General features: G+C 40.0%; 26 protein-coding genes and 1 pseudogene. 8 read left to right on the plus strand and 19 right to left on the minus strand.

Annotated features, from left to right (window positions below; all coding sequences use genetic code 11):
* Positions 1 to 65 precede the first annotated feature (65 nt).
* Both J7E67_RS21945 and J7E67_RS21950 read right to left on the minus strand, forming a co-directional pair.
* Positions 66 to 386 (minus strand): YflT domain-containing protein, encoded by a 321-nt coding sequence (locus J7E67_RS21945; RefSeq protein ID WP_214732837.1) that lies wholly within the window; start codon positions 384 to 386, stop codon positions 66 to 68.
* A gap of 155 nt (positions 387 to 541) precedes the next feature.
* Positions 542 to 1,018, minus strand: coding sequence for a TraR/DksA C4-type zinc finger protein (locus J7E67_RS21950; protein WP_214732838.1), 477 nt, complete (start codon positions 1,016 to 1,018; stop codon positions 542 to 544).
* A 160-nt stretch (positions 1,019 to 1,178) separates the two neighbouring features.
* Between J7E67_RS21950 and J7E67_RS21955 the strand changes: the two genes are divergently transcribed.
* Complete coding sequence (locus J7E67_RS21955; protein WP_214712049.1) at positions 1,179 to 1,433, plus strand: GlsB/YeaQ/YmgE family stress response membrane protein; 255 nt, start codon at positions 1,179 to 1,181, stop codon at positions 1,431 to 1,433.
* Between the two features lie 244 nt (positions 1,434 to 1,677).
* On the opposite strand, the pseudogene J7E67_RS32355 reads toward J7E67_RS21955, so the two are convergent.
* A pseudogene (locus J7E67_RS32355) lies at positions 1,678 to 1,857 on the minus strand (alpha-amylase); the annotation flags it as partial.
* A gap of 37 nt (positions 1,858 to 1,894) precedes the next feature.
* On the minus strand, positions 1,895 to 3,394 hold the full coding sequence (gene cls, locus J7E67_RS21965) for a cardiolipin synthase (protein WP_214732839.1): 1,500 nt from the start codon (positions 3,392 to 3,394) through the stop codon (positions 1,895 to 1,897).
* Positions 3,395 to 3,624: 230 nt separating this feature from the next.
* Between cls and J7E67_RS21970 the strand changes: the two genes are divergently transcribed.
* Positions 3,625 to 4,083: a Dps family protein gene (locus tag J7E67_RS21970; RefSeq protein ID WP_214712047.1), complete on the plus strand. Its 459-nt coding sequence runs from the start codon at positions 3,625 to 3,627 to the stop codon at positions 4,081 to 4,083.
* Between the two features lie 183 nt (positions 4,084 to 4,266).
* Here the strand turns inward: J7E67_RS21970 and J7E67_RS21975 are convergent, their stop codons facing one another.
* From J7E67_RS21975 to J7E67_RS22010, 8 genes are read right to left on the minus strand one after another with little or no spacing between them, the layout of a single operon-like run.
* Positions 4,267 to 4,866 carry a PP2C family serine/threonine-protein phosphatase gene (locus J7E67_RS21975; RefSeq protein WP_214712046.1) on the minus strand — a complete coding sequence of 200 codons (600 nt, stop codon included), beginning with the start codon at positions 4,864 to 4,866 and terminating at the stop codon, positions 4,267 to 4,269.
* On the minus strand, positions 4,859 to 5,656 hold the full coding sequence (gene sigB / locus J7E67_RS21980) for an RNA polymerase sigma factor SigB (RefSeq protein ID WP_214732840.1): 798 nt from the start codon (positions 5,654 to 5,656) through the stop codon (positions 4,859 to 4,861). Before sigB ends, J7E67_RS21975 begins: the two co-directional genes overlap by 8 nt.
* Entirely contained in the window at positions 5,622 to 6,104 is a 483-nt protein-coding gene (gene rsbW / locus J7E67_RS21985) for an anti-sigma B factor RsbW (RefSeq protein WP_214732841.1), read from the minus strand. Before rsbW ends, sigB begins: the two co-directional genes overlap by 35 nt.
* A 14-nt stretch (positions 6,105 to 6,118) precedes the next feature.
* Positions 6,119 to 6,433, minus strand: a complete 315-nt coding sequence (locus tag J7E67_RS21990) for an anti-sigma factor antagonist (RefSeq protein WP_214732842.1) — start codon at positions 6,431 to 6,433, stop codon at positions 6,119 to 6,121.
* 58 nt (positions 6,434 to 6,491) lie between these two features.
* Positions 6,492 to 7,490 carry a PP2C family protein-serine/threonine phosphatase gene (locus J7E67_RS21995; RefSeq protein ID WP_374223936.1) on the minus strand — a complete coding sequence of 333 codons (999 nt, stop codon included), beginning with the start codon at positions 7,488 to 7,490 and terminating at the stop codon, positions 6,492 to 6,494.
* A 13-nt stretch (positions 7,491 to 7,503) separates the two neighbouring features.
* Complete coding sequence (locus tag J7E67_RS22000) at positions 7,504 to 7,905, minus strand: anti-sigma regulatory factor (RefSeq protein ID WP_214732844.1); 402 nt, start codon at positions 7,903 to 7,905, stop codon at positions 7,504 to 7,506.
* The gene (locus J7E67_RS22005; protein WP_251026923.1) at positions 7,884 to 8,270 is read right to left on the minus strand and encodes an STAS domain-containing protein; all 387 of its coding nucleotides are present in this window, start codon (positions 8,268 to 8,270) and stop codon (positions 7,884 to 7,886) included. Before J7E67_RS22005 ends, J7E67_RS22000 begins: the two co-directional genes overlap by 22 nt.
* A gap of 2 nt (positions 8,271 to 8,272) precedes the next feature.
* The gene (locus J7E67_RS22010) at positions 8,273 to 9,100 is read right to left on the minus strand and encodes an STAS domain-containing protein (protein ID WP_214732845.1); all 828 of its coding nucleotides are present in this window, start codon (positions 9,098 to 9,100) and stop codon (positions 8,273 to 8,275) included.
* 222 nt (positions 9,101 to 9,322) lie between these two features.
* On the opposite strand from J7E67_RS22010, the gene J7E67_RS22015 reads away from it, so the two are divergent.
* Positions 9,323 to 9,547, plus strand: a complete 225-nt coding sequence (locus J7E67_RS22015) for a hypothetical protein (protein ID WP_214732864.1) — start codon at positions 9,323 to 9,325, stop codon at positions 9,545 to 9,547.
* A gap of 195 nt (positions 9,548 to 9,742) precedes the next feature.
* On the opposite strand, the gene J7E67_RS22020 is transcribed toward J7E67_RS22015, so the two are convergent.
* Together J7E67_RS22020 and J7E67_RS22025 are read right to left on the minus strand one after the other, a co-directional pair.
* Positions 9,743 to 10,042 carry a hypothetical protein gene (locus J7E67_RS22020; protein ID WP_214732846.1) on the minus strand — a complete coding sequence of 100 codons (300 nt, stop codon included), beginning with the start codon at positions 10,040 to 10,042 and terminating at the stop codon, positions 9,743 to 9,745.
* Positions 10,043 to 10,399: 357 nt separating this feature from the next.
* Positions 10,400 to 11,344 (minus strand): magnesium transporter CorA family protein, encoded by a 945-nt coding sequence (locus tag J7E67_RS22025; protein WP_214732847.1) that lies wholly within the window; start codon positions 11,342 to 11,344, stop codon positions 10,400 to 10,402.
* A 170-nt stretch (positions 11,345 to 11,514) separates the two neighbouring features.
* Here J7E67_RS22025 and J7E67_RS22030 point away from each other — a divergent pair, with 170 nt between their 5' ends.
* From J7E67_RS22030 to J7E67_RS22040, 3 genes are all read left to right on the plus strand, one after another.
* Positions 11,515 to 11,778, plus strand: a complete 264-nt coding sequence (locus J7E67_RS22030) for a hypothetical protein (protein ID WP_214732848.1) — start codon at positions 11,515 to 11,517, stop codon at positions 11,776 to 11,778.
* 58 nt (positions 11,779 to 11,836) lie between these two features.
* Positions 11,837 to 12,571 carry a hypothetical protein gene (locus tag J7E67_RS22035; RefSeq protein ID WP_214732849.1) on the plus strand — a complete coding sequence of 245 codons (735 nt, stop codon included), beginning with the start codon at positions 11,837 to 11,839 and terminating at the stop codon, positions 12,569 to 12,571.
* 64 nt (positions 12,572 to 12,635) lie between these two features.
* Positions 12,636 to 13,460 (plus strand): STAS domain-containing protein, encoded by an 825-nt coding sequence (locus J7E67_RS22040; protein ID WP_214732850.1) that lies wholly within the window; start codon positions 12,636 to 12,638, stop codon positions 13,458 to 13,460.
* A gap of 62 nt (positions 13,461 to 13,522) precedes the next feature.
* On the opposite strand, the gene J7E67_RS22045 is transcribed toward J7E67_RS22040, so the two are convergent.
* Together J7E67_RS22045 and J7E67_RS22050 are read right to left on the minus strand one after the other, a co-directional pair.
* On the minus strand, positions 13,523 to 14,818 hold the full coding sequence (locus J7E67_RS22045; RefSeq protein ID WP_214712030.1) for a hemolysin family protein: 1,296 nt from the start codon (positions 14,816 to 14,818) through the stop codon (positions 13,523 to 13,525).
* Between the two features lie 110 nt (positions 14,819 to 14,928).
* Positions 14,929 to 16,434: a mechanosensitive ion channel gene (locus J7E67_RS22050; protein ID WP_214732851.1), complete on the minus strand. Its 1,506-nt coding sequence runs from the start codon at positions 16,432 to 16,434 to the stop codon at positions 14,929 to 14,931.
* A gap of 458 nt (positions 16,435 to 16,892) precedes the next feature.
* Here J7E67_RS22050 and J7E67_RS22055 point away from each other — a divergent pair, with 458 nt between their 5' ends.
* Both J7E67_RS22055 and J7E67_RS22060 read left to right on the plus strand, forming a co-directional pair.
* On the plus strand, positions 16,893 to 17,063 hold the full coding sequence (locus J7E67_RS22055) for a CsbD family protein (protein WP_214712028.1): 171 nt from the start codon (positions 16,893 to 16,895) through the stop codon (positions 17,061 to 17,063).
* An 88-nt stretch (positions 17,064 to 17,151) separates the two neighbouring features.
* Positions 17,152 to 17,721, plus strand: a complete 570-nt coding sequence (locus tag J7E67_RS22060; protein ID WP_214732852.1) for a general stress protein — start codon at positions 17,152 to 17,154, stop codon at positions 17,719 to 17,721.
* A gap of 113 nt (positions 17,722 to 17,834) precedes the next feature.
* Here J7E67_RS22060 and nuoN read toward each other — a convergent pair whose 3' ends face one another.
* The 3 genes from nuoN to nuoL are packed head-to-tail and all read right to left on the minus strand — an operon-like array spanning position 17,835 to position 22,732.
* Positions 17,835 to 19,346, minus strand: coding sequence for an NADH-quinone oxidoreductase subunit NuoN (nuoN, locus tag J7E67_RS22065; RefSeq protein ID WP_214712026.1), 1,512 nt, complete (start codon positions 19,344 to 19,346; stop codon positions 17,835 to 17,837).
* A 6-nt stretch (positions 19,347 to 19,352) separates the two neighbouring features.
* A complete protein-coding gene (locus J7E67_RS22070) occupies positions 19,353 to 20,864 on the minus strand; it encodes an NADH-quinone oxidoreductase subunit M (RefSeq protein ID WP_214712025.1) in 1,512 nt (503 codons plus the stop codon).
* A complete protein-coding gene (gene nuoL / locus J7E67_RS22075) occupies positions 20,861 to 22,732 on the minus strand; it encodes an NADH-quinone oxidoreductase subunit L (protein ID WP_214732853.1) in 1,872 nt (623 codons plus the stop codon). The genes J7E67_RS22070 and nuoL overlap by 4 nt, the downstream gene beginning before the upstream one ends.
* Positions 22,733 to 22,822 lie beyond the last annotated feature (90 nt).

Consider the following 22,822-nt stretch of genomic DNA (forward strand, 5'->3'; position numbering starts at 1 on the left):
GAAACAAAAGGAAAGTTCCTTTTTGTTTCCTATCATTATACTAACCTAGTAAAACTGTGTTCCTTTTATTTTGCAGCGACCACCAATACGCGTCCCCTGTCCAATTCTTTTTCAAATTGTTGTGCTTCTGTGTTGGTTAATCCTAAGGATTCCATTTTAGAGCGTAGTTCGTCCCCGCGTGAGCGAAAAACATTTGCAATTGAATCAAAGACGCCTTGTTCGTTTACCCCTATCTCATTGGTATCCAGTGCATCTGACAAATCTTCTGAACGATCTTTGCCGTGGGCCAATAAGTAGACCTCATCTTTTTCGAACCCTTGATTTAAAAATTGTTCAATTTCCTTTTTTGCTTGAAGCCCATTTTCTACTATTTTTACCTGTGTCATTTTAACTTCCTCCTCAATTTTTAATGTGTGACCATCTTGATTTTGTAAGTAAGTTGAAATGCATCTTGTTGTTCTATTTGATATATAACCCTTTTTAAAAAGTTGAAACCTTTTTTGTGAAGATTAACTGTTCTCCCTAACTACTTTCCCGTCAGTTAAGACGATGAATTGCCGTGCAGGTACTGGAGCTCATCCACTGTTTGAATGCGTTTATCTCCTCTTTCATCTTCCTTCGGAGTGGAAAATGACTGATCTCCCTGACGAATTGGGATTGTCTCGTACTCCAGTTTTTCTTGCGCTTCCACAGTTCGTTTCGCATAAGGAAGGGCTTCAAGTCTGTCATAAGGGATATCCTCACCTGTTTCGACACAAACTCCATAGGTTCCATTAGTGATCCGTTCTAACGCCTCATTCACTTCTTCGAGGCGGCTTTTTGCATTTTCAATTAACAGCGTTTGTTTTTCTCTTTCCTCTAATTCAGTGGCGGTATCAGCAAAGTGGTTGTCATAGCTGGTTAACTCCCCAAAATCTTCAAACGTTAATGGCGGGTTGGACTCTAACATTTCGATTGTTTCATTTTTGATTTTGATTAATTTATCTTTTAAAAAAAGCAAATCTTTCTCTGATAACATGTTTTTCCCTCCCTTTCTTTTCTTAATGGGTACATACCCATTAACGCGAAATTCTAAAACTATAGCGGATAGACTTTTTTATCAAAAAAGGTTTGTCCATTAAAATAACGGGTACTTACCTTAGTAGATACACATTAAAATTTGAAAGGGATGAATTTTCATGGGATTTATTTGGTCTTTAATTATCGGAGGAATCATCGGGTGGTTAGGGGGTCTTGTCATTGGACGTGATTTACCTGGAGGTGTGATTGGAAATATCATCGCCGGATTTATTGGTGCTTTTCTTGGATCGTTCCTATTAGGGGATTGGGGACCTGAAGTGGGCGGTTTTTATCTTATTCCAGCCATCATAGGAGCGATAATTCTAACATTAATCGTAGGCTTTATTTTAAAAAGCATGAGACATACTGCTTAAGATAAAATGTATAGCAAAAGAGGAAAGCACCTTGAAATCCAAGGTGCTTTCCTTTTTGATTCTTATTTTAAAATAGCAACTATTCCTCGTCTTGTTCAGGTTGAGCCCACACCGAGACACTGCCACCGTTAACCAGGAATGTTGCAAAGCCATCTTCTTCAATTAAAATATGCTCGTCTCTTGTTCCTGTTAGGTCGACCCATACTTCTCCAGCCCGCGCTTCACCGACGAACATTCTCTTTTCGCCCTCGTCCTGATTAGAAATGAGGACGGCGCAGTGACCCTTTGTTACCGGTGGAATCCAAACCGAATCGATTCCTTTCCTTTTCAGTTTGGGAGCCAACTCCTTCAGGCGGTTCCAATGCGTACCATCTGGATCTACATTCCATTCAAAAAATTGCATCATCGTATGATTTCGTTTCATGTTTGTATCCCCCTTTTTTCCTTCTATATTAGAAATTTTATAAAATTCCCGAAAATAGACGAGCAAATGACTCTTTTGCCTTTTCAGTAAATCCTCTTTTGTAAAATTCCACTGGGCGAATTCTCAGGCAATCCTCTAGGTCTTCCTCATAATGGGCCACTAGGTCTTGGATGGAATCTGTGCCTATTAAAAATAAATTCACTTCAAAGTTGAGACGAAAACTGCGCATATCCATATTGGCTGTTCCAATTGTGGCAAGGTCCCCATCAACAATCATTATTTTTTTATGGAGGAACCCTTTTTGGTACGCATAAATTTCAATTCCAGAACGCAGAAGTTCAGGTAAATACGACCGTGAAGCATATTGGGTGAGAAAACCGTCATTGGTGTCAGGCACCATGATTCGTATTTGAATCCCTTTTTTGGCAGCAATCCTTAGTGCTGTTCGAATTGCTTGATTGGGTACAAAGTACGGTGACGCAATCCAAATCGATTTTGTTGCACATGAGATCAACGCATAATAATGATCACTCATCCGTTCGGTTTCGGGACCGGTTGCGACGACATGAACCATTCCATCCCCAGCGGCAGGTATGGGTTTCATATAGCGGTCGTCCATTACCAGCATTTCCCCACTAACATACCTCCAATCTAATAAAAAAACGGCATGCAATGTTTGGACTGCTTCCCCTTCCAGGACGACATGTGTATCACACCAAAATCCAATTTCCTCGTCTTCACCAAGATATTCAACCCCAATGTTCAGTCCGCCGACAAATCCTACCTTCCCGTCAATGACAACGATTTTTCGATGATTCCGGAAGTTAAACTTTTGATTATAAAGGCCGCTTTTTATGGGCAAAAAAGGATGTACCATGATTCCGGCCTCCTTCATTTTTTTAATAGCGGCACCTGATAGTGTGATACTTCCCATCGCGTCGTACATAAGACGGACTTCTACTCCTTCCTGCACTTTCTCGATTAAGATATCGATGATCTCACTGCCTAATTGGTCATCTCGGAAGATATAATATTCCATATGGATAAAGTCGTTTGCTTTCTTAAGCGCACTTTTCATTTCTCGGAAAGTTTCCTCGCCATTTTTTAATATGTTTGTCTTCGTGTTGGTATTCGTTGGTGTGAAGGTCGCCCGATCCAGATAGTGAGCGAAATGATGCTGGTGATGATTAAGCTGCGAAAACTCGACTTTCTGCTTTTTCCTACTAATTGTTTCAAACACTTCACGATCCTTGATGCGCTTACTTTTAAAAAGGTAGCCTTTTAAAAATAATTGACCCGAATAGACATAGATGATATATCCCAAAACTGGTAAAAACACCAATATATGTATCCACAAAAGCGTGTTTTGCGCCGTCCGATTTTCCAGCATCAAGGAAAACACTGTAATCAAGATAATTACGCTGTAGAATGCCATTGATATCATTTTCGGCAGGAAAGGAACGTCTGTAAAAAACACCAAATATGCTAGAGCAATCATCATAATGACAAAAACAAATTCCATTCTCCGTTTTTTCATAACGTTGTTCTCCCCCATAATTTTATCTAGATACCCTTATGGGGTAATACCCGATTTATACGGAGATTAATCCTGCTCCTAAAAAAAAGATGCCCGCCCCCCCAAACGAGGGAACAGGCACACGCCTTTCGATAAACTTTCTTGGAAAAATTTTTTATATGGTTTCAAATGATGTAGTCCGGGGTATGGAATAGATATCAACACTATTCCACTAAACGGAGGTAATGAAAATGGCAAAAGTAAAAGAAAAAAATAGTTTAGTAACAGAGACTCTCAACACACAGGTAGCTAATTTCTCAGTTCTTTATATGAAGCTGCACCACTACCACTGGTATGTAAAAGGTGAAAATTTCTTCACCCTGCATCCTAAATTTGAAGAATTGTATAAGGAGTCGGCGCTCCATCTTGATACCATCGCTGAAAGAATGCTTTCACTAGGAAAATTACCAACGGCGACACTAAAGGAGCAATTACAGATCTCTTCCATCAAGGAAGCCGCGGGCGACGAAAATGCCGAGGGAATGATTCAGACACTGGCTGATGATTTTAACACCATCTGCACCGAGCTTACAGAGGGAATCACCTTGGCCGAGGACAACGATGATCAACCTACGGCTGATCTGTTCATTGCGATTCGCACTTCCTTAGAAAAGCACAGATGGATGCTCGAAGCCTATCTGGCAGAATAAATGTATTGTGAAAGGGTGTCAGCTTTACAGCTGACACCCTTTTTTCTCTCTCACGGGCACTGTGAACTCCTACAGTGACCGTCCCTGCCTTTTTTCCCTCTCATTGGCACTGTTGAACGGACAAAACAAAACACGTATCCAAAAACGGTTGGATACGTGTTTTGTTACGCTTATAATAGTAGGTTACAAGAGTTGACCGATAATATAGGTTAAGTCATCATTCCGTGTCTTCGTATACATTTTTAAATGATTCGACATCTCTTCAATGGATCGAATACTTGATAATAAATGTTTAATGGCGGGAATATAAATCCCGTCCGTATGAATAATAAACTTTGCATCTTTTTCATACGTAAACGTTTCAATTCCATATTTTTGCGGCTTTCCAGATAAATATCCATAGACAGGGACTGGGTTGAAAAATTGACCTGAGGGCGAATAAAGAACAAAGCGAATGTTTCCTACGGAGCTATAAGTAATTTTTTTACGTAAAAAGTCTACCTTAAAAAGAGATACGGTTGCACCTCTTTTATCCTTAAGGACTTTATTACAATAATCGATTAATACATCGACCTTTTCATAATGGTATTGTTCTACCACTTCCCGAATCGCGTTAGACGAGGCATGTGCGTATATCCCGCTTCCCAAACCGTCCGCAACGGCACAAATGAAGTAATCATCCGTTGTCTTAATAAAAAAACTATCACCGTTACATACATTACCTTCCTTTTGAATCTGATACACTAAGGTTTGAATATATTGATTTGATTCAAGTTCAAGCATTTGTTACTCCTGTATTGGCATCCTCTTTGTTTAGCGCCTGTCGTAATTTTTGAATCGCCTTTTTTTGAAGACGAGATACATGCATCTGAGAAATCCCCAAAGACTCTCCTGTTTCTTTCTGACTCTTATTAGCGATAAATGTATAACGGAGAATCTCTATTTCTCGTTCTGATAGAACATGCAAAACACTCTCAAGCAAGAGCCTTTGGTCGACTTTTTTGAAACCATCATCATGAGATCCGATGGTGTCGAGAATTGTGACCGTGCTGCCATCTGAGCCCGTTTCAATCGAACGATCTACAGATACAGCTTGATAACTTTTACCCATTTCCATCGCTTCTAATACTTCTTCTTCCGAAACGTCCAAATGCTCGGCAATTTCATGGATCTTTGGTGACCTTTGATGTTGATTGGTCAGTTCATCGACAACTGTCTTTATTTTCGTCCATAATTCCTTTACCCGTCTCGGGACATGGACTCCCCATGTTTTATCCCTTAAGTATCGTTTGATTTCTCCAATAACGGTCGGTATTAAAAATGTTTCAAAGGATGATCCAAGTTCCGGATCATATCTTCGTATCGCACCTAATAGCCCGACTATTCCTATTTGCATGAGATCCTCATGAAAAGTGCCGCCTTTTGAATATTTCATCACAAGGCTTCCGACTAGCGGAGTATAGTGGTCTACTAATATTTCTTGAGCGGACTTACTCTCATTTAGCTGAAAGTCCTTGATTAGGGCGTTGATTTCTTCCTTAGTTCTCTTCATAGTTTGAAATGGTTGTGTCATGATTTACACGCTCCCCACCTAAATACTTAACCATGAAGACCGTGACTCCGGAATGATCAAATACATGGACTTCATCCATGAGCGTTTCCATCAAATATAGACCCAACCCTCCCTCCACCAGTTGGTCGGTTGCACTTGAGGCGGAATATGGGCCTAGTTTGTCCCTTGTCTGTTCAAAATTAAAACTCTCTCCGTTATCAGCGATCATAATTTCTAGTTTATTTTCATAAATTCCAAATCCAACAATTGTTTCTCCGCCGGCGTTATCTTTGTAAGCATGTTGAACGGCATTCGTACATGCTTCACTGACGGCAATCTTTAAATCTTCAATCTCCTCGTATGCGTATCCCATTCTGCTGGCAATTCCTGATAACGTTAATCTGATTACCCCTACATATTCAGGCTTAGCAGGCATTTTCACTTCAATGTAGTCAACTAATTGTTTCATCGTACCCCACCTCTCTAGTTCGTAGAAATATCAATGATGTTGCTTAAACCTGTAATTTGAAAGAGTCGTTCCAAGCGATCTGACAAGTCCACGAGCTTTAATTCACCATCATTTTTCATTATTAGTTTGAATAAACCAATAAATACACCTAGCCCAGTACTATCAATATATGACACATCTTTTAAACTGACGATCAGTGATTGGTTTTGCTCTTCAGCGAGTGGTAATAATTCCTCTCGTAGCTTTGGTGCAGTGTATGCATCTATTTCTCCTGCAACAAAAACGAATGTCTTTCTATTATTTTGGCGTTTATCAACTTTTAAATCCATTCATTATCACCTCAGGAATTTAATCTATTTTTATGTACTTACCCGCACCAATGGAAGATTAAACATTTCTTCGAAAAATAATTAGCGTAAAATCATCATTCATTTCAAAGTTCTGCATCTTTTCCAACTCACGATAAATTTGTTCCACCATTTCTTGGGCGGTTAATTGCTTATATTTTTGAATTAAGTCAGTTATCACCGAACGTTCGATAAAACCATCTTCTGTTCTTGCTTCCGTCACTCCATCCGATAATAAGACAATCATATCCCCGGGTTCCACTTGTTTTTGATACTGCTCATATGTAAAGTTCTGGTCCACGCCTAATACTAGACCTTTTGTCACGAGATCCTCAAATGAATTCGTAACGGAATGATAATAGAATCCTTGTTCATGCCCTGCTGCTCCATAGGTAAAGGAATGATTAACTGTATCGTACATCCCATAGAACATGGTAATAAACATACCTTCATCCAGATTATCTTCTACGACTCTATTTATACTTTCTAAAACAAAGTGAGGACTTTTCCTAGACTCTGGTAAACTATCGATTGCATACTTGATCATCGACATACAAATGGCTGCAGGTATTCCTTTACCAATTACATCTGCAACGGCTATATGAATACTCTGCCCCTCCTGAATAAAGTGATAAAAATCCCCATTCATTTGTTTGGCAGGAACACTTGTCGCGCCAATATCTAAATCGTCCATTTGCGGAATGGATGTTTCTAGTAAATTTTCTTGAATGCTTGCCGCAATTTCAATTTCGGATTTAATTTCAAGCTGTTGATCCCGCATGCTTTGATGTTCCTGGTAGGCTAAGCCATAGTCCATCATCACCTCTAAAAGAAAATCAAAGGACAATAAGACCTCTTTTTGAATATCCGGAAAAATTTCTTTCAACGCTTCACTATGTAAACTGACAATTTCCTCAGGAGAAATTTGCTGTAAAATCGATTTTCTACTAAATAGTTGTGCTTGGTACAAAGCTTTTTCGGATGATTCTTTCAGATAACTGCGAAGCAAATGCCGATACCTTGATTTGAAAATTTCCATAGCAAGCATCCTCCTAACGAGTCCATTTTACCGTCTTAATAATCGTACCTTCCTCTAGTGAAGAGGTAATATCAAATTCATCCATTAAGCGCTTAACCCCCGGTAATCCCGCTCCTAACCCACCTGATGTAGAATATCCATCTTCCATCACTTTTCTAATATCCTGAATTCCTGGTCCATTATCAGCAGCGATCACCTTTATACCACGTTTATCACGTCCATTTATGCGTTCAATCCGTATTTCACCTTGCCCTGCATATAAATAAATATTACGTGCAAGCTCAGAAATCGCTGTCGTGATTCTTGCTTGGTCAACTGTACCAAATTCAAGCTCCTTGGCAATATTTCTTCCTAGTTGCCTAGCTGCAACGATATCCCATTCGGTAAAAATTTTCACATAGGATTCGTTCTCCATGCTTTCTCCCCCAACTCCCGTTGTAGTGTTTCTAACCCCTTTTCTAAATCTAGTGCTGTAAGCACCTCTTGAAGATGGATTCCTAGTTCAACTAATGTAATGGCTACAGCTGGTTGGATGCCCGTTAAAACTACTTTTGCCCCCATCAATTTGGACATACTAATAACATCGCCTAATACTTTTGCAATAAATGAATCAATCACATCGATAGACGTTAAATCGATGACTACACCATCCGATCCTGTTTCATGGATTTTATGAAGCAAATCTTCTTGAAATTGTATTGCCGTTTGATCATCAAGTTCCCACTGAATAGAAATAAGCAGGCAGTTATATAACTTTAGTATAGGTATTCTAGCGACCATTATTATTCCTCCGTTGATATGACCTTTCGATTCGTCATTTCCAAGGCAGCCTCAATTCCTTTTTGTAAGCTATTTTTTGTCATGACTTGAGTTAAATTAATTCCTAAATTAACGATTGTTTGTGCAATCTCTGGACGAATCCCAACGATTAAACATTTTGCTCCTACTAATCTTACGGCTTCGGATGCCTGAATAATATGGTGGGCCACCATCGTGTCTACGACAGGAACTCCTGTGATATCAATTAAGACAACTTGTGCGTGATGCTTAACAACCCCTTGTAATAAATTTTCCATAATCGACTTTGCTCTTTCTGTGTCAATGGTTCCAACTAACGGCATGATCGTAATATTATCAAAAATCGGGATAAGCGGTGCAGATAGCTCTTGAAGCGCAATTTTTTGTAAGGAGACCGTTCGCTGCCAAGTTTCAGCATACTGATTAAACACTGCAACGTTGATCGGACTAATCCATTTGTCATAATCCAAAATAAATTCAACTTGTTCCTTTTCTGAAGTCTTATCTGCCATCGGAAAGAAAACAATTTTTCCAAATTCACTTAAACAGTCCATAATAAAACCTAATGCCCAGCCGAGTTGAACTATTTTTTGAGTAAATTCACTGATCTTGCTTTCACTATTTTTCTGATGATTGGTAGAACTATTAATTAGTAAATTTATATAATCATTACAAATATTGATATAAACTTTCTCTGATATCACATTAGCTGCTCTTTGTTCATCCATAAGAATTAGTTTTTCCGACCACTCTTTTAAAATTTGCTCCCGGTTCATTTGAACATATTCTACTATTTGATTTGCTTTTTCCATTCATTTACCACCTAAATATATCTTCGAAGTTCGAAGAAATTATTTGTTATCTAGAATTATACCAATTTATGCAGGCTAAAAAATGAAGAAAATGGCATAGACTTTTTGCCCTAATATCTTCCATGTTTTAAACGAAAAAAAAGGGGTACATACAGGGTAGAACTATATCTTCAGGGAAATGGAATCGTTGTAAACTAATTTTTTCAAAAGGGAGGAAACACAATGGATAAAGAGACAATGCAACAACAGTTTAAGGAACATGGGTCCGCATCCCAGCCAGTTGAAAAAAAATATGGTGCCTCAACCAAATCAGTCGAAAAAAACAATAATGGCACTATGGCACAGGATTTAGACGAAGTAAAAAAGCTCGGCAAGGAAATGAGTAATATGAAAACCGGTACTCAGCAGCTGGAAGAAGAAAATCTGATTCCTGATCCGCTCCAATAGCAGCAACATCCTAGTAACGGTCCTCTACAGGAGGCCGTTACTTTTGTTTGGACAATCACATGAAAGAAACAAGGCCTGCACAAGTCGAAGATAAAACGTGAATATGACGAGTGATCATTCACTCGTCATATCCAGTATCATTCAATTATATTTTTATAGTTCCTTTCAAGTTAAGCCGACTTATAGATTTGATTTCTATTCCTGATTGTTAGAATTGGCGTTCTTACCCTTTTTCTCAGTCTCTTGATAAGGTTCTTGCCTGTAATTCTTGGAATTTAGATCGTCACCTGGCTGTCTTATCTCTTGATTTAAATTCCTAGAATCGCCCTCTCTATCTGGATGCCTCATCTCTTCATTAAACTGCCTAGAATTGGATTCGTCACTTTGCGGATTTTCAAATTCCTGATATGCATCTTGTTCGGGTTTCTTAAAAGTAGTATCATCTTTACGGCCTGCTTCTTCCCTACTGATTGTCTCACTAGTATTCTTTGCCATTTGATTTTCCTCCTTTTAATTTTTTAAATTTTACTTCAGGTTAACTTGTAACCTTAATTATGTTGTACCACCCTTTGTTGGAATCTAAACTTTTTTTGATAGATTTGTTACTTCTGAACTATCTATCATCTATCGAAATCCTTTTTTATCAAGGCATTCATTCTATTATTTGAATTTGTTAAACTGGGCTGTTGATTTCCGCTCCAGGCGCTTCGCTTTCCGCGGGCGGTCCGGGGAGCCTCCTCGGCGCTAAGCGCCTGTGGGGTCTCCCCTGCCCCGTCCTCCCGCAGGAGTCTTCGCGCCTTCCACTCCAATCAACAGGGTGTCAAAATCAACAATATGCTTTAACATAGCCTATTATTTAAAAAACGAGCCTTTCTTTTTCCCTCTTAATAGGTCACCTGTCCAGCCATTATATTTCAAAAATCCATAAAGTAGGATGGTTGAGACTCCAATTAGAATGACGGACATCATATAGCCGAACTTCCATTCTAGTTCCGGCATATGCTTGAAATTCATCCCCCATAATGACCCAAACGCCATGACCGGGGTAAAGATCGTTGTGATGACCGTTAAGGTTTTCATAATTTCATTTCCACGATGGGATGAGATGACTTCCTCCAAATTAATGATTGAATCAAGTTCATGTTCATATTCATTGAGCAATTCAACCGCCCGTTCAATCCGTTTACACGTAGTGTTAAAAATATCCCCCGTGCTTACCTCATTTAGATTGATCTCCTCTATCCCCATTTTTAACTCTTTTATCGGGATTAATAGATTCTTCCAGACTAATAATTCATGCCTTTGCGTATAGATTTTTTCAAGAATACTCGTTTCATTTCGTTTCCGGACACTCCAGATTAGTGTTTTTAACGCATCTTCAAATTGATCTATCTCATATAACATTTCATTCATAAGTTCTCCCAAAAAAATTAAAAAGCCATCAACTGGGTTTTCTGTTCGATCAATTAGCCTGAGGAGGTCCTCCGTATGGATATGTTTAAAGGAAGACAGCATAAGATCAACTGTAATCAACTGATCCGTACTTACATAAAAATGAAAGATTTTATAATCTAGTTCCTCTTCAAAATTTTGCTGATAAATAAGTGAGCCAGTCACAACCTTATTTCCATTATCTAGTGTTTTTATCCGTAAGAAGTTTGTTTTATGTTCCTGAAGCTGTTCCAGCCATCCGGTGCTCCCGCAGTTAACATTTTCAATAATAGGTTCTATTCGTTCACTGTCATTTTTGTCAAATTGATACCACTTCCATTTGTTCGGTCCGATAATTTTCTCCATAGGATCTCCTTTTGGTTAAAGTTTTCCTAATTAAATCCCCTAATTTTAAAAAAATGAAACATAAAAAATAGGTTTTAAATGTAGGGAAAAGGGTATGAAAGGATTAATAGAACTTAGTTGAAATGAAGTCCTATTTTAAGAGATTGTTAAAATCTAAAGGAGGTCTTGATATGAAACGAGTTTTGCCTACAATGGTTGTGGTTGGAATGGGGGCATCTGCAGCGATGTGGTTATCTTCTAAACCGAACAGAGTAAAAGCAGAGAGTGTCCTTAGAGACTGGAAACGTAAAATTAAACCTTCTCCTTTTGATAAAAGTGAAACACTCCCGATTGAAAAAGGAGGACACCCGCATCCACATGATCTAGAAGATAATAATATGGTCAGCGAAGGGGCTATGTATTCGGTTCAATTTTTTAATGAGAAAATGCAGTGATAAGCGGTTGGGGCACGTTACTGCCCCAGCTAATTTTTTGACCATTTGAGGTGGTAAAATGAATTTATTTTTTTTACTCATCTACTTCATCATCATTACAGCCGTTATCGAAATTTACGTGGTTTTATTTCGGTTAACAGGGCTCAAATTGGAGATTTCAAGATTTCAGGTCATATCTTTGATGACAGGCACTGGCTTTACTACAGGAGAATCCGAGCTTATTTTAGGTCACCCCATTCGAAGAAAACTTGCCACTTTCCTGATTCTGTTTGGGGCCTTCTCCCTTGCAGTGATTATTTCATCGATAAGCAATTTCCTTTCGGACGATCTTAGAATGAATGACATTTTATTTGTAGCAGGTGGTGTCCTGCTAGTCTTTGGGGTATTAAAGCTGGCATGCATCCAGAAATTATTATCGAAATTATTTCATAAAAAAATGAAACAGAATATTGAGCTTGGTGATTTGCCCATCCGGGACGTATTTTTAACAGACAAAGAAGATTATCTACTAAATCTGCATGTCTATAAAGACTCTTCTCTCGCTTTCAAAACGATAAATCAAATAATAAACGAGCATGATCAGTTAGAGTTTGTTGCCCTATTCATCAAAAGAGGTGAATTGAAGATTAGAAGAAACATCTACAACGAAAAAATCCATGAAGGAGATCAGCTATTTTTATTTGGAGAAAAAGAGGTCATCACCGAGTATTTTAAAAATGATATTAACATCATGGAGGAAAATTTAAAGAATCAGCATCATACACCGTTAACGAGGCAGTTTAACAGTGGATAACACCTCATCAGTTAAACTATGAAGCTTTGCCATATAATTTATTTATATAAAGGAGGAACTAACTTTGAATACCTTTTATGACACAAGAAATATTTCGGAATATCTTATCAACAACAATGAAGATTTTCAGAAAAAACTTTTATCCGAGGCTGTCAATGTTGCCTCTAATATTGAGAAAATTTTAACCGCTGGAAATATTGATCTTTTGAAAAATGCTCAAAAGCTAGTTCTTTACGTTGTAGAAAATAGAACAGATGAACTCATTACTTTTGCTAAAGAAGAAGGAGTAGCTTGGGCGAAACATTCTTTAACTCTGGCGTTCAAACTAGAATGGGTACACGCCATAAGACGTGCCTTATGGCATTTCATAAAACTTTATGATCGATTAAATGAGAATGGTAATTATGTTGAAGATTTTTTCGAATTGGAACATAAGGTTAATGATGGGATTGATGAATTTCTAAACACCTTTTTCATTAGTTATTCACAGTATAAAGATGAATTAATTCTTTCTCAAAGGAAATTAGTTGAACATCTCTCGGTTCCAATCATACCAGTTAGCACAACTGTAGCTGTACTGCCGTTGATTGGTACGCTTGATTCTTATCGAATGGATATTATTGAAGAAAAAGTATTAACGGATATATCAAGGTTAAGGATACTGACATTGATTATTGACCTTTCGGGAATATCGGACATGGACGAAGGTACGATTTCTAATTTTCAAAAAGTATTGATTGGCGTAACGTTAATGGGCGCTAAATCAATCATTACTGGATTACGCCCTGATCTTGTAAGAAGAATGGTTAATTTAGGAATTGATCTTCACAGTTATACAGAGACAAAAGCAACGTTACAGCAAACATTAAATGAACATCTTGTTGTTTAGCACTCACAGTATTTAGAAAGAAATATTTAGAAGAGCTTGGATATTCCAAGCCTTCTTTTGTTTTAAATCTTTTTTACTTCTAAATTCGAAATGTGATAACCACTGATCGTGTGGACTTTGAATAGATATCCTTCTGTTACAACTTCACTTCCTTTTTGGGAGTCAAGGTTTTGTGATAGAAACCAGCCGCCAATTGTAATTATTCCTGCAGTCGCTAAGCTTGTCCCGAGTAAATCATTTACGTCCTCTATTAATAGTTTTGCATCTACTAAATAATGGTTTTCCTTGATCTTTTGAATCTCTGCAACTTCATCCGCATCAAATTCATCTCTAACTTCTCCGACGATTTCCTCAATAATATCTTCAACCGTAACCAAACCAGAAGTCCCACCGTATTCATCCATTAGAATGGCCATATGTGTACGTTCTTTTTGCATTTTCACCAATAGGTCATGAATGGGAATGGTTTCGATCACGTAAATAACAGGATTGATATAGGATTTTACCTTCAACTCTTCCTTATTTCCTTTATTCATTATTTTAGCTGTTAAGAGTGCTTTAACGTTTATGATACCGATGATATTATCTATATCACCGTCCATTACTGGATATCGAGTATAATTTTCGCTTTTCACCCTCTTAATAACTTCATTAATCGTGTCGTCCAACGTAAGGCTGCTAATTTCCGTGCGAGGGACCATGATTTCTTTTGCCAATCTCTCATCAAATTCAAAAATATTGTTTACATATCGTAATTCATTCTGATTAATCTCCCCACTCTTATAGCTTTCTAACAAGAGGATCCGCAGCTCTTCTTCGGAGTGAGCTGATTCTTGTTCGGATGCTGGATTTAAGCCAAATAGACCAGCCAACAGACGAGCAGAACCATTTAATAGCCAGATAAACGGAAACATGATTTTGTTAAACCATATGATTGGCCGAGAGAAGTAAAGCGTTACAATCTCCGCTTTTTGGATTGCTACTGTTTTAGGCGCCAATTCACCAATTACTACATGTAAAAAGGTAACTGAGGCAAAGGCAAGCCCAAAGGATAAAATATGTGTAACAGATTCATTTAGGTTGAGTACCGTTAACAATGGGTGCAGCAGCTTTTCTACCGTTGGTTCTCCTAACCACCCCAACCCGAGTGCCGTTACTGTGATTCCCAGTTGGCAGGTTGAAAGATATTCATCGAGATGGGATACTACCTTTTTAGCTGCAACAGCACCCTTCTTTCCTTCCGCAATCAATTGATCAATCCTGGATGGTCGTACTTTTACAATGGCAAATTCGATTGCGACAAAAAATCCAGTAAGTGCGATTAATAGTGTGATTAAAAGTAAATTTATTATCATCAAGAGAAGCTTCACTCCCTCTCTTTTATTAAAAATAACAATCCGAAATCATCTGAGTTTCGGATTGTTATTTGTGCGATCAGGTAACAACCTGTCCCTTTTGCTTAAATCTTTTATTCTATTATTTTCTTGTCTATTTTATTATCTAGCTTGCCTAAATATTTCGTGGCAAATTCCTTTCCCCCTAGACCGAAGGCGAGGCCGAATGCTAATGCTACTCCACCTAATACGAGAATAAAGGCCGCATTTACGATGGAATGAGCAACACCAAGCTGGTCTAATGCCATAAAGACAGTAACTGCAAAGATTGCATATTTCCCAACAGCTGCAAGTGTCCGCGAGTAGCTGTTCCTTAAAATGTTTTGTAAAATACGTTCTACTAAATGACCTAAATATAATCCAACTCCTAAAATAACTAGTGCAGCGAATAACATCGGTAAATAAGCAATCACGCCTGTGGCAAGAGTCACTAAGAACTCTAAGTGGACAATTTGTAATGCTTCCACTGTAAATAATAAAACAATCACTATTTTTGCGAGCATACCAACGATTTGTGAAAGATTGTACTTGGATTGCTCTGGATTTAATGAGCCAATGCCCATATGGTGAAATAAATTATTAAATTTTAAGCGCCAAAGCATTTGAGTAACCATATTTTCGACCCATTTTCCAAGCCATAAGCCCACTAAGATTAAGATTACCGCCACAGCGATGTTTGGAATGAGGGAGAGCACATGATGAAGCATAGTTATGGCCGGATCAGAAATTCCTTTTAGATCGAGTTTTTCTAAGGCTGTAATAATCGTCGGAATTAAGATTAAGATAAACGCAATATTGCCGATCATACTTGAAAGAGTGGTTCCCTCTCCTGTTGGGCTTAACCCAAACCGTTGACCCATTCTCTCCGTACCAATACTTCTTAAAAAGTTTGTTAGAATATCACGGACAATTTTTGCAATTAGCCAGCCGACCAAGACAATCAGTGCGGCAGCAAATAACTTAGGTATAAAGGCAAGCAAAGTTGAGAGGGTGTTTGCGAAAGGTTCAGAAACACCTTCCATTTGCAATGCATCCAAGACCCCTGGTAAAAATAGTAAGAAAACAAAGTAGAAAAGAGCTTTAGCGATACTGTTTACCTTACTTACAGCATCCGCTGGATTATTTGTAATCTTCCACTTTACTAAAAGACGTTCAAAATGAAACATTGCAGAGGCCTTTTTAAAGAGCATACGAACGAGTGAGGCAACTGCCCAAGCTAGTAGTAATATTAGAGCAGCTTTTAAAACGTTCGGAATCGCTGCTGTAATGATTGATAACATTTGAACCAGTGGTGTGGCAATCAAGCTTAAGTTCAGCATATTAAAAAAGATAGTCCACACAAACACTAGTAAAATATAATAAACAATTTTTCCAATAATCACTTCAGAAGAATATTTTCTCTTTTCAAAGTTTGAAAAAAGCTTATCATCAAAGCGTGTTTTCCTTAAAATTGCCTCCACACCTTTTCCGATACTCTTAGCAATCAGCCAGCCAACTAATAATACAAGAAGGGCAAACAGCAAGTTCGGAAGCTGATTAAAATAAGAGTACCAACCCGTCATCATTTGATTCATATCCATAGTATCGATCTCCTTTTCCCCATTTTTTTCAGTTTCCAACTTATTTACGTAAGTAAGTTTTCTATTGGATATATAACCCTAATAAAAGAAATGAAACCTTATTTTTTTTACTAGTTGGTTCAATCCCCAGCAAATAAAATTTTTTTAAATGGTAATCAAAGGCTTTTTAAAAAATGGCTTTAATAGAAAGAAAACGATTTTTTACTCTGGATGGATCATTCACCCCTTATTTTTGAAAAAAAATGAGGTTTCGTATTTTATCCAGTGGGAATATAACCAATATGCAAACGAAAGGGGCTGAAAGGTATGAGTTTAATAGCAAATCCAATAACCATATTGGCACCATTAACCTCCCACGTTTACTTATTGGATGAGATTTCATTGCTTAACAGCAGATAGCGCAGCTCTTGGCACTTCTAAAAGATACTTACCGTTCCATTAGAAGGAGGCTAAACAATATGAATAAGGATAAATTGTCAGGTAATGTAGATCAAGTAAAAGGAGAAGCTAAAGAACAATGGGGTCATTTAACAGATGATGATTCAAAGGTAGTAGAAGGAAAAATGGATAAAGCAAAAGGCAAAGTAAAAGAAGGCGTTGGAGAAGTGAAGGATAAACTATCAAGATAGTAAACATTCACAGTGGCAACCTATTAATGATATTACTATATTCATTTTTTATAAAACATCCAAATTTTAAATAAGAGGAGGAGTAAAAATGAACAAACATGAAAAAAACATTGTAGGTGTTTATCAATCCGAACAAGAGGCCATTGCCGCAATTGAGGATCTTGTAAAATGGGGATACGATAAGTCAGAAATCAGTGTAATCGGTAAAGATCACAATCACGTTGATTACGTTACCGAAGAAACAGGTACTGCAGTCGAAGAAACCGCCGCCACAGGTGCGATTACAGGTGGAGCACTTGGTGGCGCAACAGGATTATTAGCTGGACTTGGCGCTCTTGCCATACCGGGTATTGGCCCGATTGTCGCCGCAGGTCCAATCGCTGCAAGCATAATGGGTGCTTTAACCGGTGCAGGTGTAGGAGGTTTAACTGGAGCACTGATCGGACTTGGTATTCCAGACGATGACGCCAAGTATTATGGGGAGTCCGTTGAAGAAGGTAAGATCTTAGTCCTGGTCAAGAAAAGAGAAGACTCTGCCCATAATATGATCGACAGTGAAGAAGAGATTCCTTTAGACGTGGAACCAACACCTGATCATGAGGAAGACCGATTCAAATCGATTAGAAATCGAAACCCTGCCTTGAGTAACAAATATTAAATAAATAATAGATACAAAAAAAGAAGAGGTTCCCCAACCTCTTCTTCTTCATATAAAACCCCTTTAAATTAACCGGCCGCCTTCCCCCAAGCAGCCTAACCCTCCCTTAACAACTAGCTGAAAAAGTCTGCTAAGATATCAAGATTATTTTGCATAAAATCTAAAGCGATATTCGGCATCACACCAAACAGTACTGAACCAACCACAGCAACAATCAAGACCACAATAATTCCGAATGGAAGATTGAACTTGCTGTCATCGCTTGCCGGACGGAAGAACATTTGCGTCATCACGCCGAAATAGTAGAAATACGAAACGACCGTCGTCGCAATCATAATCGACGCAAGCACATAATGCGGCGTACCATAAAATGCCCCGATAAAGATGTTTAATTTTCCAATGAAACCAGCTGTCCCCGGGAAACCGGCCAACGAAACAAGCAGTAAGCCCATCACGACTGCAAGCACCGGCGAGCGGCGATACAATCCAGCAAAATCAGCAATCTCCGTTGAGCCTGTTTTTTCGCTAACCACCTGGATGACCGCAAACGCGCCAAGGTTCATGAACAAGTAAGCGAGTAAGTAGAACCAGATCGAATAAAACATATTCGAGCTGAGCGACGTTAACGCCACTAAAATATAACCGGCATGAGCGATACTTGAGTAAGCAAACATTCGTTTTATGTTCGACTGCTTCAAAGCAATAAAGTTACCAATAATCATGGTCGCCCCAGCGATAAAGGCGATGTAGTCCTGCATCTCTAACAAAATCGGCATTTGTGGATTTCCAACCGATGCAGCCGAACCAAATACCGTTAACAAAATGCGGAGTACAATCACAAAGCCCGCTGTCTTCGAAACCACACTTAGAAAAGCAGTAACCGGCGTTGGCGCCCCTTGGTAAACGTCAGGTGCCCACATATGGAACGGAGCCGCACCCAGTTTAAAGGCTAATCCAACAAAAACCATCAAAAATGCCAAGGTTAACAAGTAAGCTTGCTGGCCACCCGTAACCGTGGACAACCGGCCGGCAATGTCGAGCAAGTTGGTTGAGCCTGTTAAGCCATAGATATAGCTCATCCCAAACAACGTAATCGCAGTCGAAATTCCGCCATTGATGACGTACTTCATCGCTGATTCGTTAGACTCTAAATGATACTTGCGGATCCCCGCTAAAATATAAGAAGAAACAGTTAACAATTCCAAGCCGATAAACAGCGTAATTAGATCGCCGCTGGATGTCATAATCATCGCACCGAGCAAGGCCGATAAGAACAAATAATAAAACTCGCCGCGATATTCTTCCAAGCCGTCTTTCGGCTCATAGCTGACGGCCAAGAACATGACCAGACCTGCACCTGCAAGCAGCAATAATTTAAAGGCCATCGCGAAACTATCTAAGCGGAACGAATTCTCCAAAATGGACGTCACTGGTCCGCCGACCATGCCAAGCACAGAAACGATCGCAGCAAAAATGGCCGCAATCCCGATCCAGCCGAGAATTTTTCGATCCATATTTTTCGGCATAAATAAATCTAAAAGTGTAAGAAGTGCTGATACACCAAGGATGATGAACTCTGGCGTCATGGCACTCCAATTAAATTGCTGCAAGGTCTCAAGACTCATCCTTCATCACCCTCCTATCCCTAGCATGATTGTTTCAAGTGTAGTTTTTAATGGCGCGCTGAGGACACTTGGGAAAACACCAATTACAACGATTAACAACATCAAAATAACCACTGGCACAAATTCCACACCTTTAAGATCAAGGACGCCAGTAAATTCACGATGCGACTGGCCGTACGTGATTCCTAACACAGCGCGAAGCAAGTAAGCCGCCGTCATGATAATCCCGATCGTACCAACTGCGGCAATCCACGGCATTTCTTTGAAAAGACCGAGGAAAGCCATAAACTCACTCACAAATCCAGACATCCCTGGCAATCCAAGCGACGCCATCCCTGCGGCCAACAAAAAGCCCGCAGCAATCGGCATGCCCTTCGCCATTCCGCCAAGATTCTCAATCAGCGATGTATCGGTGCGTTCATAAAGGATGCCCACCAAGAAGAACAACAGCGCGGAAATCAATCCGTGCGAAATCACTTGGAAAATCGCCCCCTGAACCCCAGCCTCATTCATCGCCGCAAGTCCGATTAACACAATACCCATATGAGAAATGGATGAATAAGCCAAAACCATTTTAAAATCTGTTTGAATGAACGCTAGAAACGCCCCGTAAAGGAGATTAATCACTCCAAGGACAGCAATCAGCGTCGCAAGTGTTTGAAACTGCTCGGGAAAAATCCCCATCCCAAAACGAATTAATCCGTACGCACCGATCTTCAGGAGAATCCCTGAGTGGATCATAACAACAGATGGCGGCGCTTGAACGTGTACCTTCAGCATCCAGCTGTGTAATGGGAAAATCGGTAATTTTACACCAAACGCAATCAATAAAGCAATGAACAAGCCAAGCTTTAAGTCGCCAGACAGCGGCGCGTTTGGATCGGCCACCATTTGGACCAGGGTATCAATATTCGTCGTGCCTGTTTTTGCAAACAGAATCATGATGACGATAAGCAGTACAGCTGACCCTAAGCCGTTATAAATTAAGAAGCTGTAAGCTGCCTTTTCTTTTTCAAAATAACCCCATTTTCCGATTAAGAAGAAGGTCGGGATTAAGGTGACTTCAAAGAAGATGAAGAACAGAATTAAGTTTTCAGCGGTAAACACGCCGAGCATTCCGATTTCTAACAGAAGGAAGAGCATGAAATAGCCTTTCCATTCCTTTTTCACAAACTTTGCCGCCGCAATCGCTGACAGCGTCGCTACGACCGCTGTGAGGACGACCAGCAAGAGTTGAAAACCGCTCAAGGCAAGTTCATAGTACACCGAGAAAACTGGCTCTTCGACGCCGGCTATGCCGCGGAATTGAATCCACGGGACAGATACGGTAAAATCCGCCAAATCCTTGCCAAATTGATAATGAAGATAGGCAGCCAGTGCCAACAGTAAGGCCGGCAGTGTGGCTAGAAAGCCAACCGCTTTAATCGCTTTTTCTTCCGTTTTAGGCATAAAAGCCAAAACGACGATACCTAGTAAAGGGGAGAATACTAGGATTGAAAGAACAGATGTTAAATTCATCGTAGGTACCCCCCAGTTAATGCAAAGATGACAACGAGGACCGCTAGCCCAATAAAGGCGACCGCGCCGTAAGTTTGAACCTGTCCGGTTTGCAGCTTCGAACCTGCTGCCCCAAGACCTTGGACAATCCCAACTACACCCTTGACGAGTCCGCCAACAAGGAAGACATCAATGAAACGTAAGAAGTAGCTGAGTCCTTTAGTAAACGCGACGACAGTCAGTTGATAGAACTCGTCGACGTAATATTTGTTCGTTAAAATCGTGTGTAATGTATCCCCTGTGCCGCTTAACCAGTTGCGGGCCACAGACCGCTTGCTGTACATCAAGTATGCAAGGTAAATTCCCGCTAAGGAAACAACCGTTGCAGCAATCATGATCCAGCTTGGACCTTCGACGTGCCCATGGTGCGCGAGCGCTTCGTTGCCATCAACAAGCCAGTCGCCAAGGAACGTTCCAAACCAAGGTGTATTGACATAACCAGCAACAATCGCCATCACACCGAGGAGAATCATCGGGTAAGTCATGTTCACTGGTGATTCGTGCACATGCTTTTGTTCTCCGCGTGCTTCACCGGTAAATACCATGAAGAACAAGCGGAACATATAGAAAGCTGTCATAAATGCGGCCGCAAGAGCGAGTAAGAAGAGGATTGGATGTCCGCCTTCCCAGGCCGCAACTAAAATTTCATCTTTGGAGAAGAATCCGGAAAGCCCTGGGACACCGCTGATTGCGAGTGTTCCGATTAAGAATAGCGGTCCGGTTAGTTTGAGCTTTTTCCAAAGTCCGCCCATTTCCTCGATGTTCTGTGTATGTACCGCATGAATGACGGAGCCGGCTGCTAAGAATAACAGCGCCTTGAAGAATGCGTGTGTCATCAGGTGGAATACCCCAGCAACATAACCGGCAGACCCTAAGGCAAGCATCATGTAGCCAAGCTGTGAGACCGTTGAATACGCGAGTACACGTTTGATATCGGTTTGCACAAGACCAATGCTTGCCGCAAAAATCGCGGTAAACGCGCCAATCACGGCGATCGTAAGGAGCGCTGTTTTGCTCGCTGCGAACAGTGGAAATAGTGCCGCTACCAAATAAACACCGGCAGCAACCATGGTCGCCGCGTGGATTAAGGCCGAAACAGGCGTCGGACCTTCCATCGCATCCGGAAGCCAGGTGTGAAGCGGGAACTGACCCGACTTACCAACCGCCCCGATGAAAATAAGAATGGCAGTTAAGGTAATCATGGTGCCTGACACCGCACCGGCATCAACAGCAGCGAAAATTTCACTATATTCAAAACTTTTGGTTTCCCAGAATAGCAGAATCATGCCGATAAATAAGCCTACGTCCCCGATCCGGGTCATAATGAACGCTTTTTTCGCGGCCGCCTTCGCTTCGTCCTTGTAAAAATAAAAACCGATTAATAGGAAGGAACCGACACCGACAAGCTCCCAGAAAATATAGGTTTGCAGTAAGTTTGGTGAAATCACCAGACCAAGCATTGCAAACGTAAAGAGTCCTAAATAGGCATAGAATACTGGAAACCGCTCGTCCCCTTGCATATAACCTTTGGAGTAGGTATGTACTAAGAAACTTACGAGCGATACGATAAACAGCATTAATGCATTTAATTGATTCACTTCAAAGCCCGCTGTTAGATGCATATCTCCTATCGTGAGCCAGTCAAATTTCGTAACATAGGTTGGCTCAGAAAAGCGCTCGAATAATACCAAAATCGAGTAGACAAGCGATGCCAATGTGAACAGAATCCCCACATACGCACTCGCCTCTTTCAGTCGCTTCCCGAAAAGAAGAAGGATCAAAAACGATAATAGCGGGAAAAGCGGTATGAGCCATGCATTCTCCATCATTATCACTATCCCCTTAGACACGGGCGGTGACTGTCACCACCCGAGTTTTGTCGAAAGTTATTTTTATCTGGTGCCTGACACCCTTCGTGG

It is taken from the genome of Bacillus sp. ISL-46, from assembly GCF_018613205.1.

Excerpts from the sequence above, each read along its gene's own strand:
- J7E67_RS21945 (WP_214732837.1), bottom strand. The coding sequence starts at position 386 with ATGACACAGGTAAAAATAGTAGAAAATGGGCTTCAAGCAAAAAAGGAA.
- J7E67_RS21950 (WP_214732838.1), bottom strand. The coding sequence starts at position 1,018 with ATGTTATCAGAGAAAGATTTGCTTTTTTTAAAAGATAAATTAATCAAA.
- J7E67_RS21955 (WP_214712049.1), top strand. The coding sequence starts at position 1,179 with ATGGGATTTATTTGGTCTTTAATTATCGGAGGAATCATCGGGTGGTTA.
- cls (WP_214732839.1), bottom strand. The coding sequence starts at position 3,394 with ATGAAAAAACGGAGAATGGAATTTGTTTTTGTCATTATGATGATTGCT.
- J7E67_RS21970 (WP_214712047.1), top strand. The coding sequence starts at position 3,625 with ATGGCAAAAGTAAAAGAAAAAAATAGTTTAGTAACAGAGACTCTCAAC.
- J7E67_RS21975 (WP_214712046.1), bottom strand. The coding sequence starts at position 4,866 with ATGCTTGAACTTGAATCAAATCAATATATTCAAACCTTAGTGTATCAG.
- sigB (WP_214732840.1), bottom strand. The coding sequence starts at position 5,656 with ATGACACAACCATTTCAAACTATGAAGAGAACTAAGGAAGAAATCAAC.
- rsbW (WP_214732841.1), bottom strand. The coding sequence starts at position 6,104 with ATGAAACAATTAGTTGACTACATTGAAGTGAAAATGCCTGCTAAGCCT.
- J7E67_RS21990 (WP_214732842.1), bottom strand. The coding sequence starts at position 6,433 with ATGGATTTAAAAGTTGATAAACGCCAAAATAATAGAAAGACATTCGTT.
- J7E67_RS21995 (WP_374223936.1), bottom strand. The coding sequence starts at position 7,490 with ATGGAAATTTTCAAATCAAGGTATCGGCATTTGCTTCGCAGTTATCTG.
- J7E67_RS22000 (WP_214732844.1), bottom strand. The coding sequence starts at position 7,905 with ATGGAGAACGAATCCTATGTGAAAATTTTTACCGAATGGGATATCGTT.
- J7E67_RS22005 (WP_251026923.1), bottom strand. The coding sequence starts at position 8,270 with ATGGTCGCTAGAATACCTATACTAAAGTTATATAACTGCCTGCTTATT.
- J7E67_RS22010 (WP_214732845.1), bottom strand. The coding sequence starts at position 9,100 with ATGGAAAAAGCAAATCAAATAGTAGAATATGTTCAAATGAACCGGGAG.
- J7E67_RS22015 (WP_214732864.1), top strand. The coding sequence starts at position 9,323 with ATGGATAAAGAGACAATGCAACAACAGTTTAAGGAACATGGGTCCGCA.
- J7E67_RS22020 (WP_214732846.1), bottom strand. The coding sequence starts at position 10,042 with ATGGCAAAGAATACTAGTGAGACAATCAGTAGGGAAGAAGCAGGCCGT.
- J7E67_RS22025 (WP_214732847.1), bottom strand. The coding sequence starts at position 11,344 with ATGGAGAAAATTATCGGACCGAACAAATGGAAGTGGTATCAATTTGAC.
- J7E67_RS22030 (WP_214732848.1), top strand. The coding sequence starts at position 11,515 with ATGAAACGAGTTTTGCCTACAATGGTTGTGGTTGGAATGGGGGCATCT.
- J7E67_RS22035 (WP_214732849.1), top strand. The coding sequence starts at position 11,837 with ATGAATTTATTTTTTTTACTCATCTACTTCATCATCATTACAGCCGTT.
- J7E67_RS22050 (WP_214732851.1), bottom strand. The coding sequence starts at position 16,434 with ATGGATATGAATCAAATGATGACGGGTTGGTACTCTTATTTTAATCAG.
- J7E67_RS22055 (WP_214712028.1), top strand. The coding sequence starts at position 16,893 with ATGAATAAGGATAAATTGTCAGGTAATGTAGATCAAGTAAAAGGAGAA.
- J7E67_RS22060 (WP_214732852.1), top strand. The coding sequence starts at position 17,152 with ATGAACAAACATGAAAAAAACATTGTAGGTGTTTATCAATCCGAACAA.
- nuoN (WP_214712026.1), bottom strand. The coding sequence starts at position 19,346 with ATGAGTCTTGAGACCTTGCAGCAATTTAATTGGAGTGCCATGACGCCA.
- J7E67_RS22070 (WP_214712025.1), bottom strand. The coding sequence starts at position 20,864 with ATGAATTTAACATCTGTTCTTTCAATCCTAGTATTCTCCCCTTTACTA.
- nuoL (WP_214732853.1), bottom strand. The coding sequence starts at position 22,732 with ATGATGGAGAATGCATGGCTCATACCGCTTTTCCCGCTATTATCGTTT.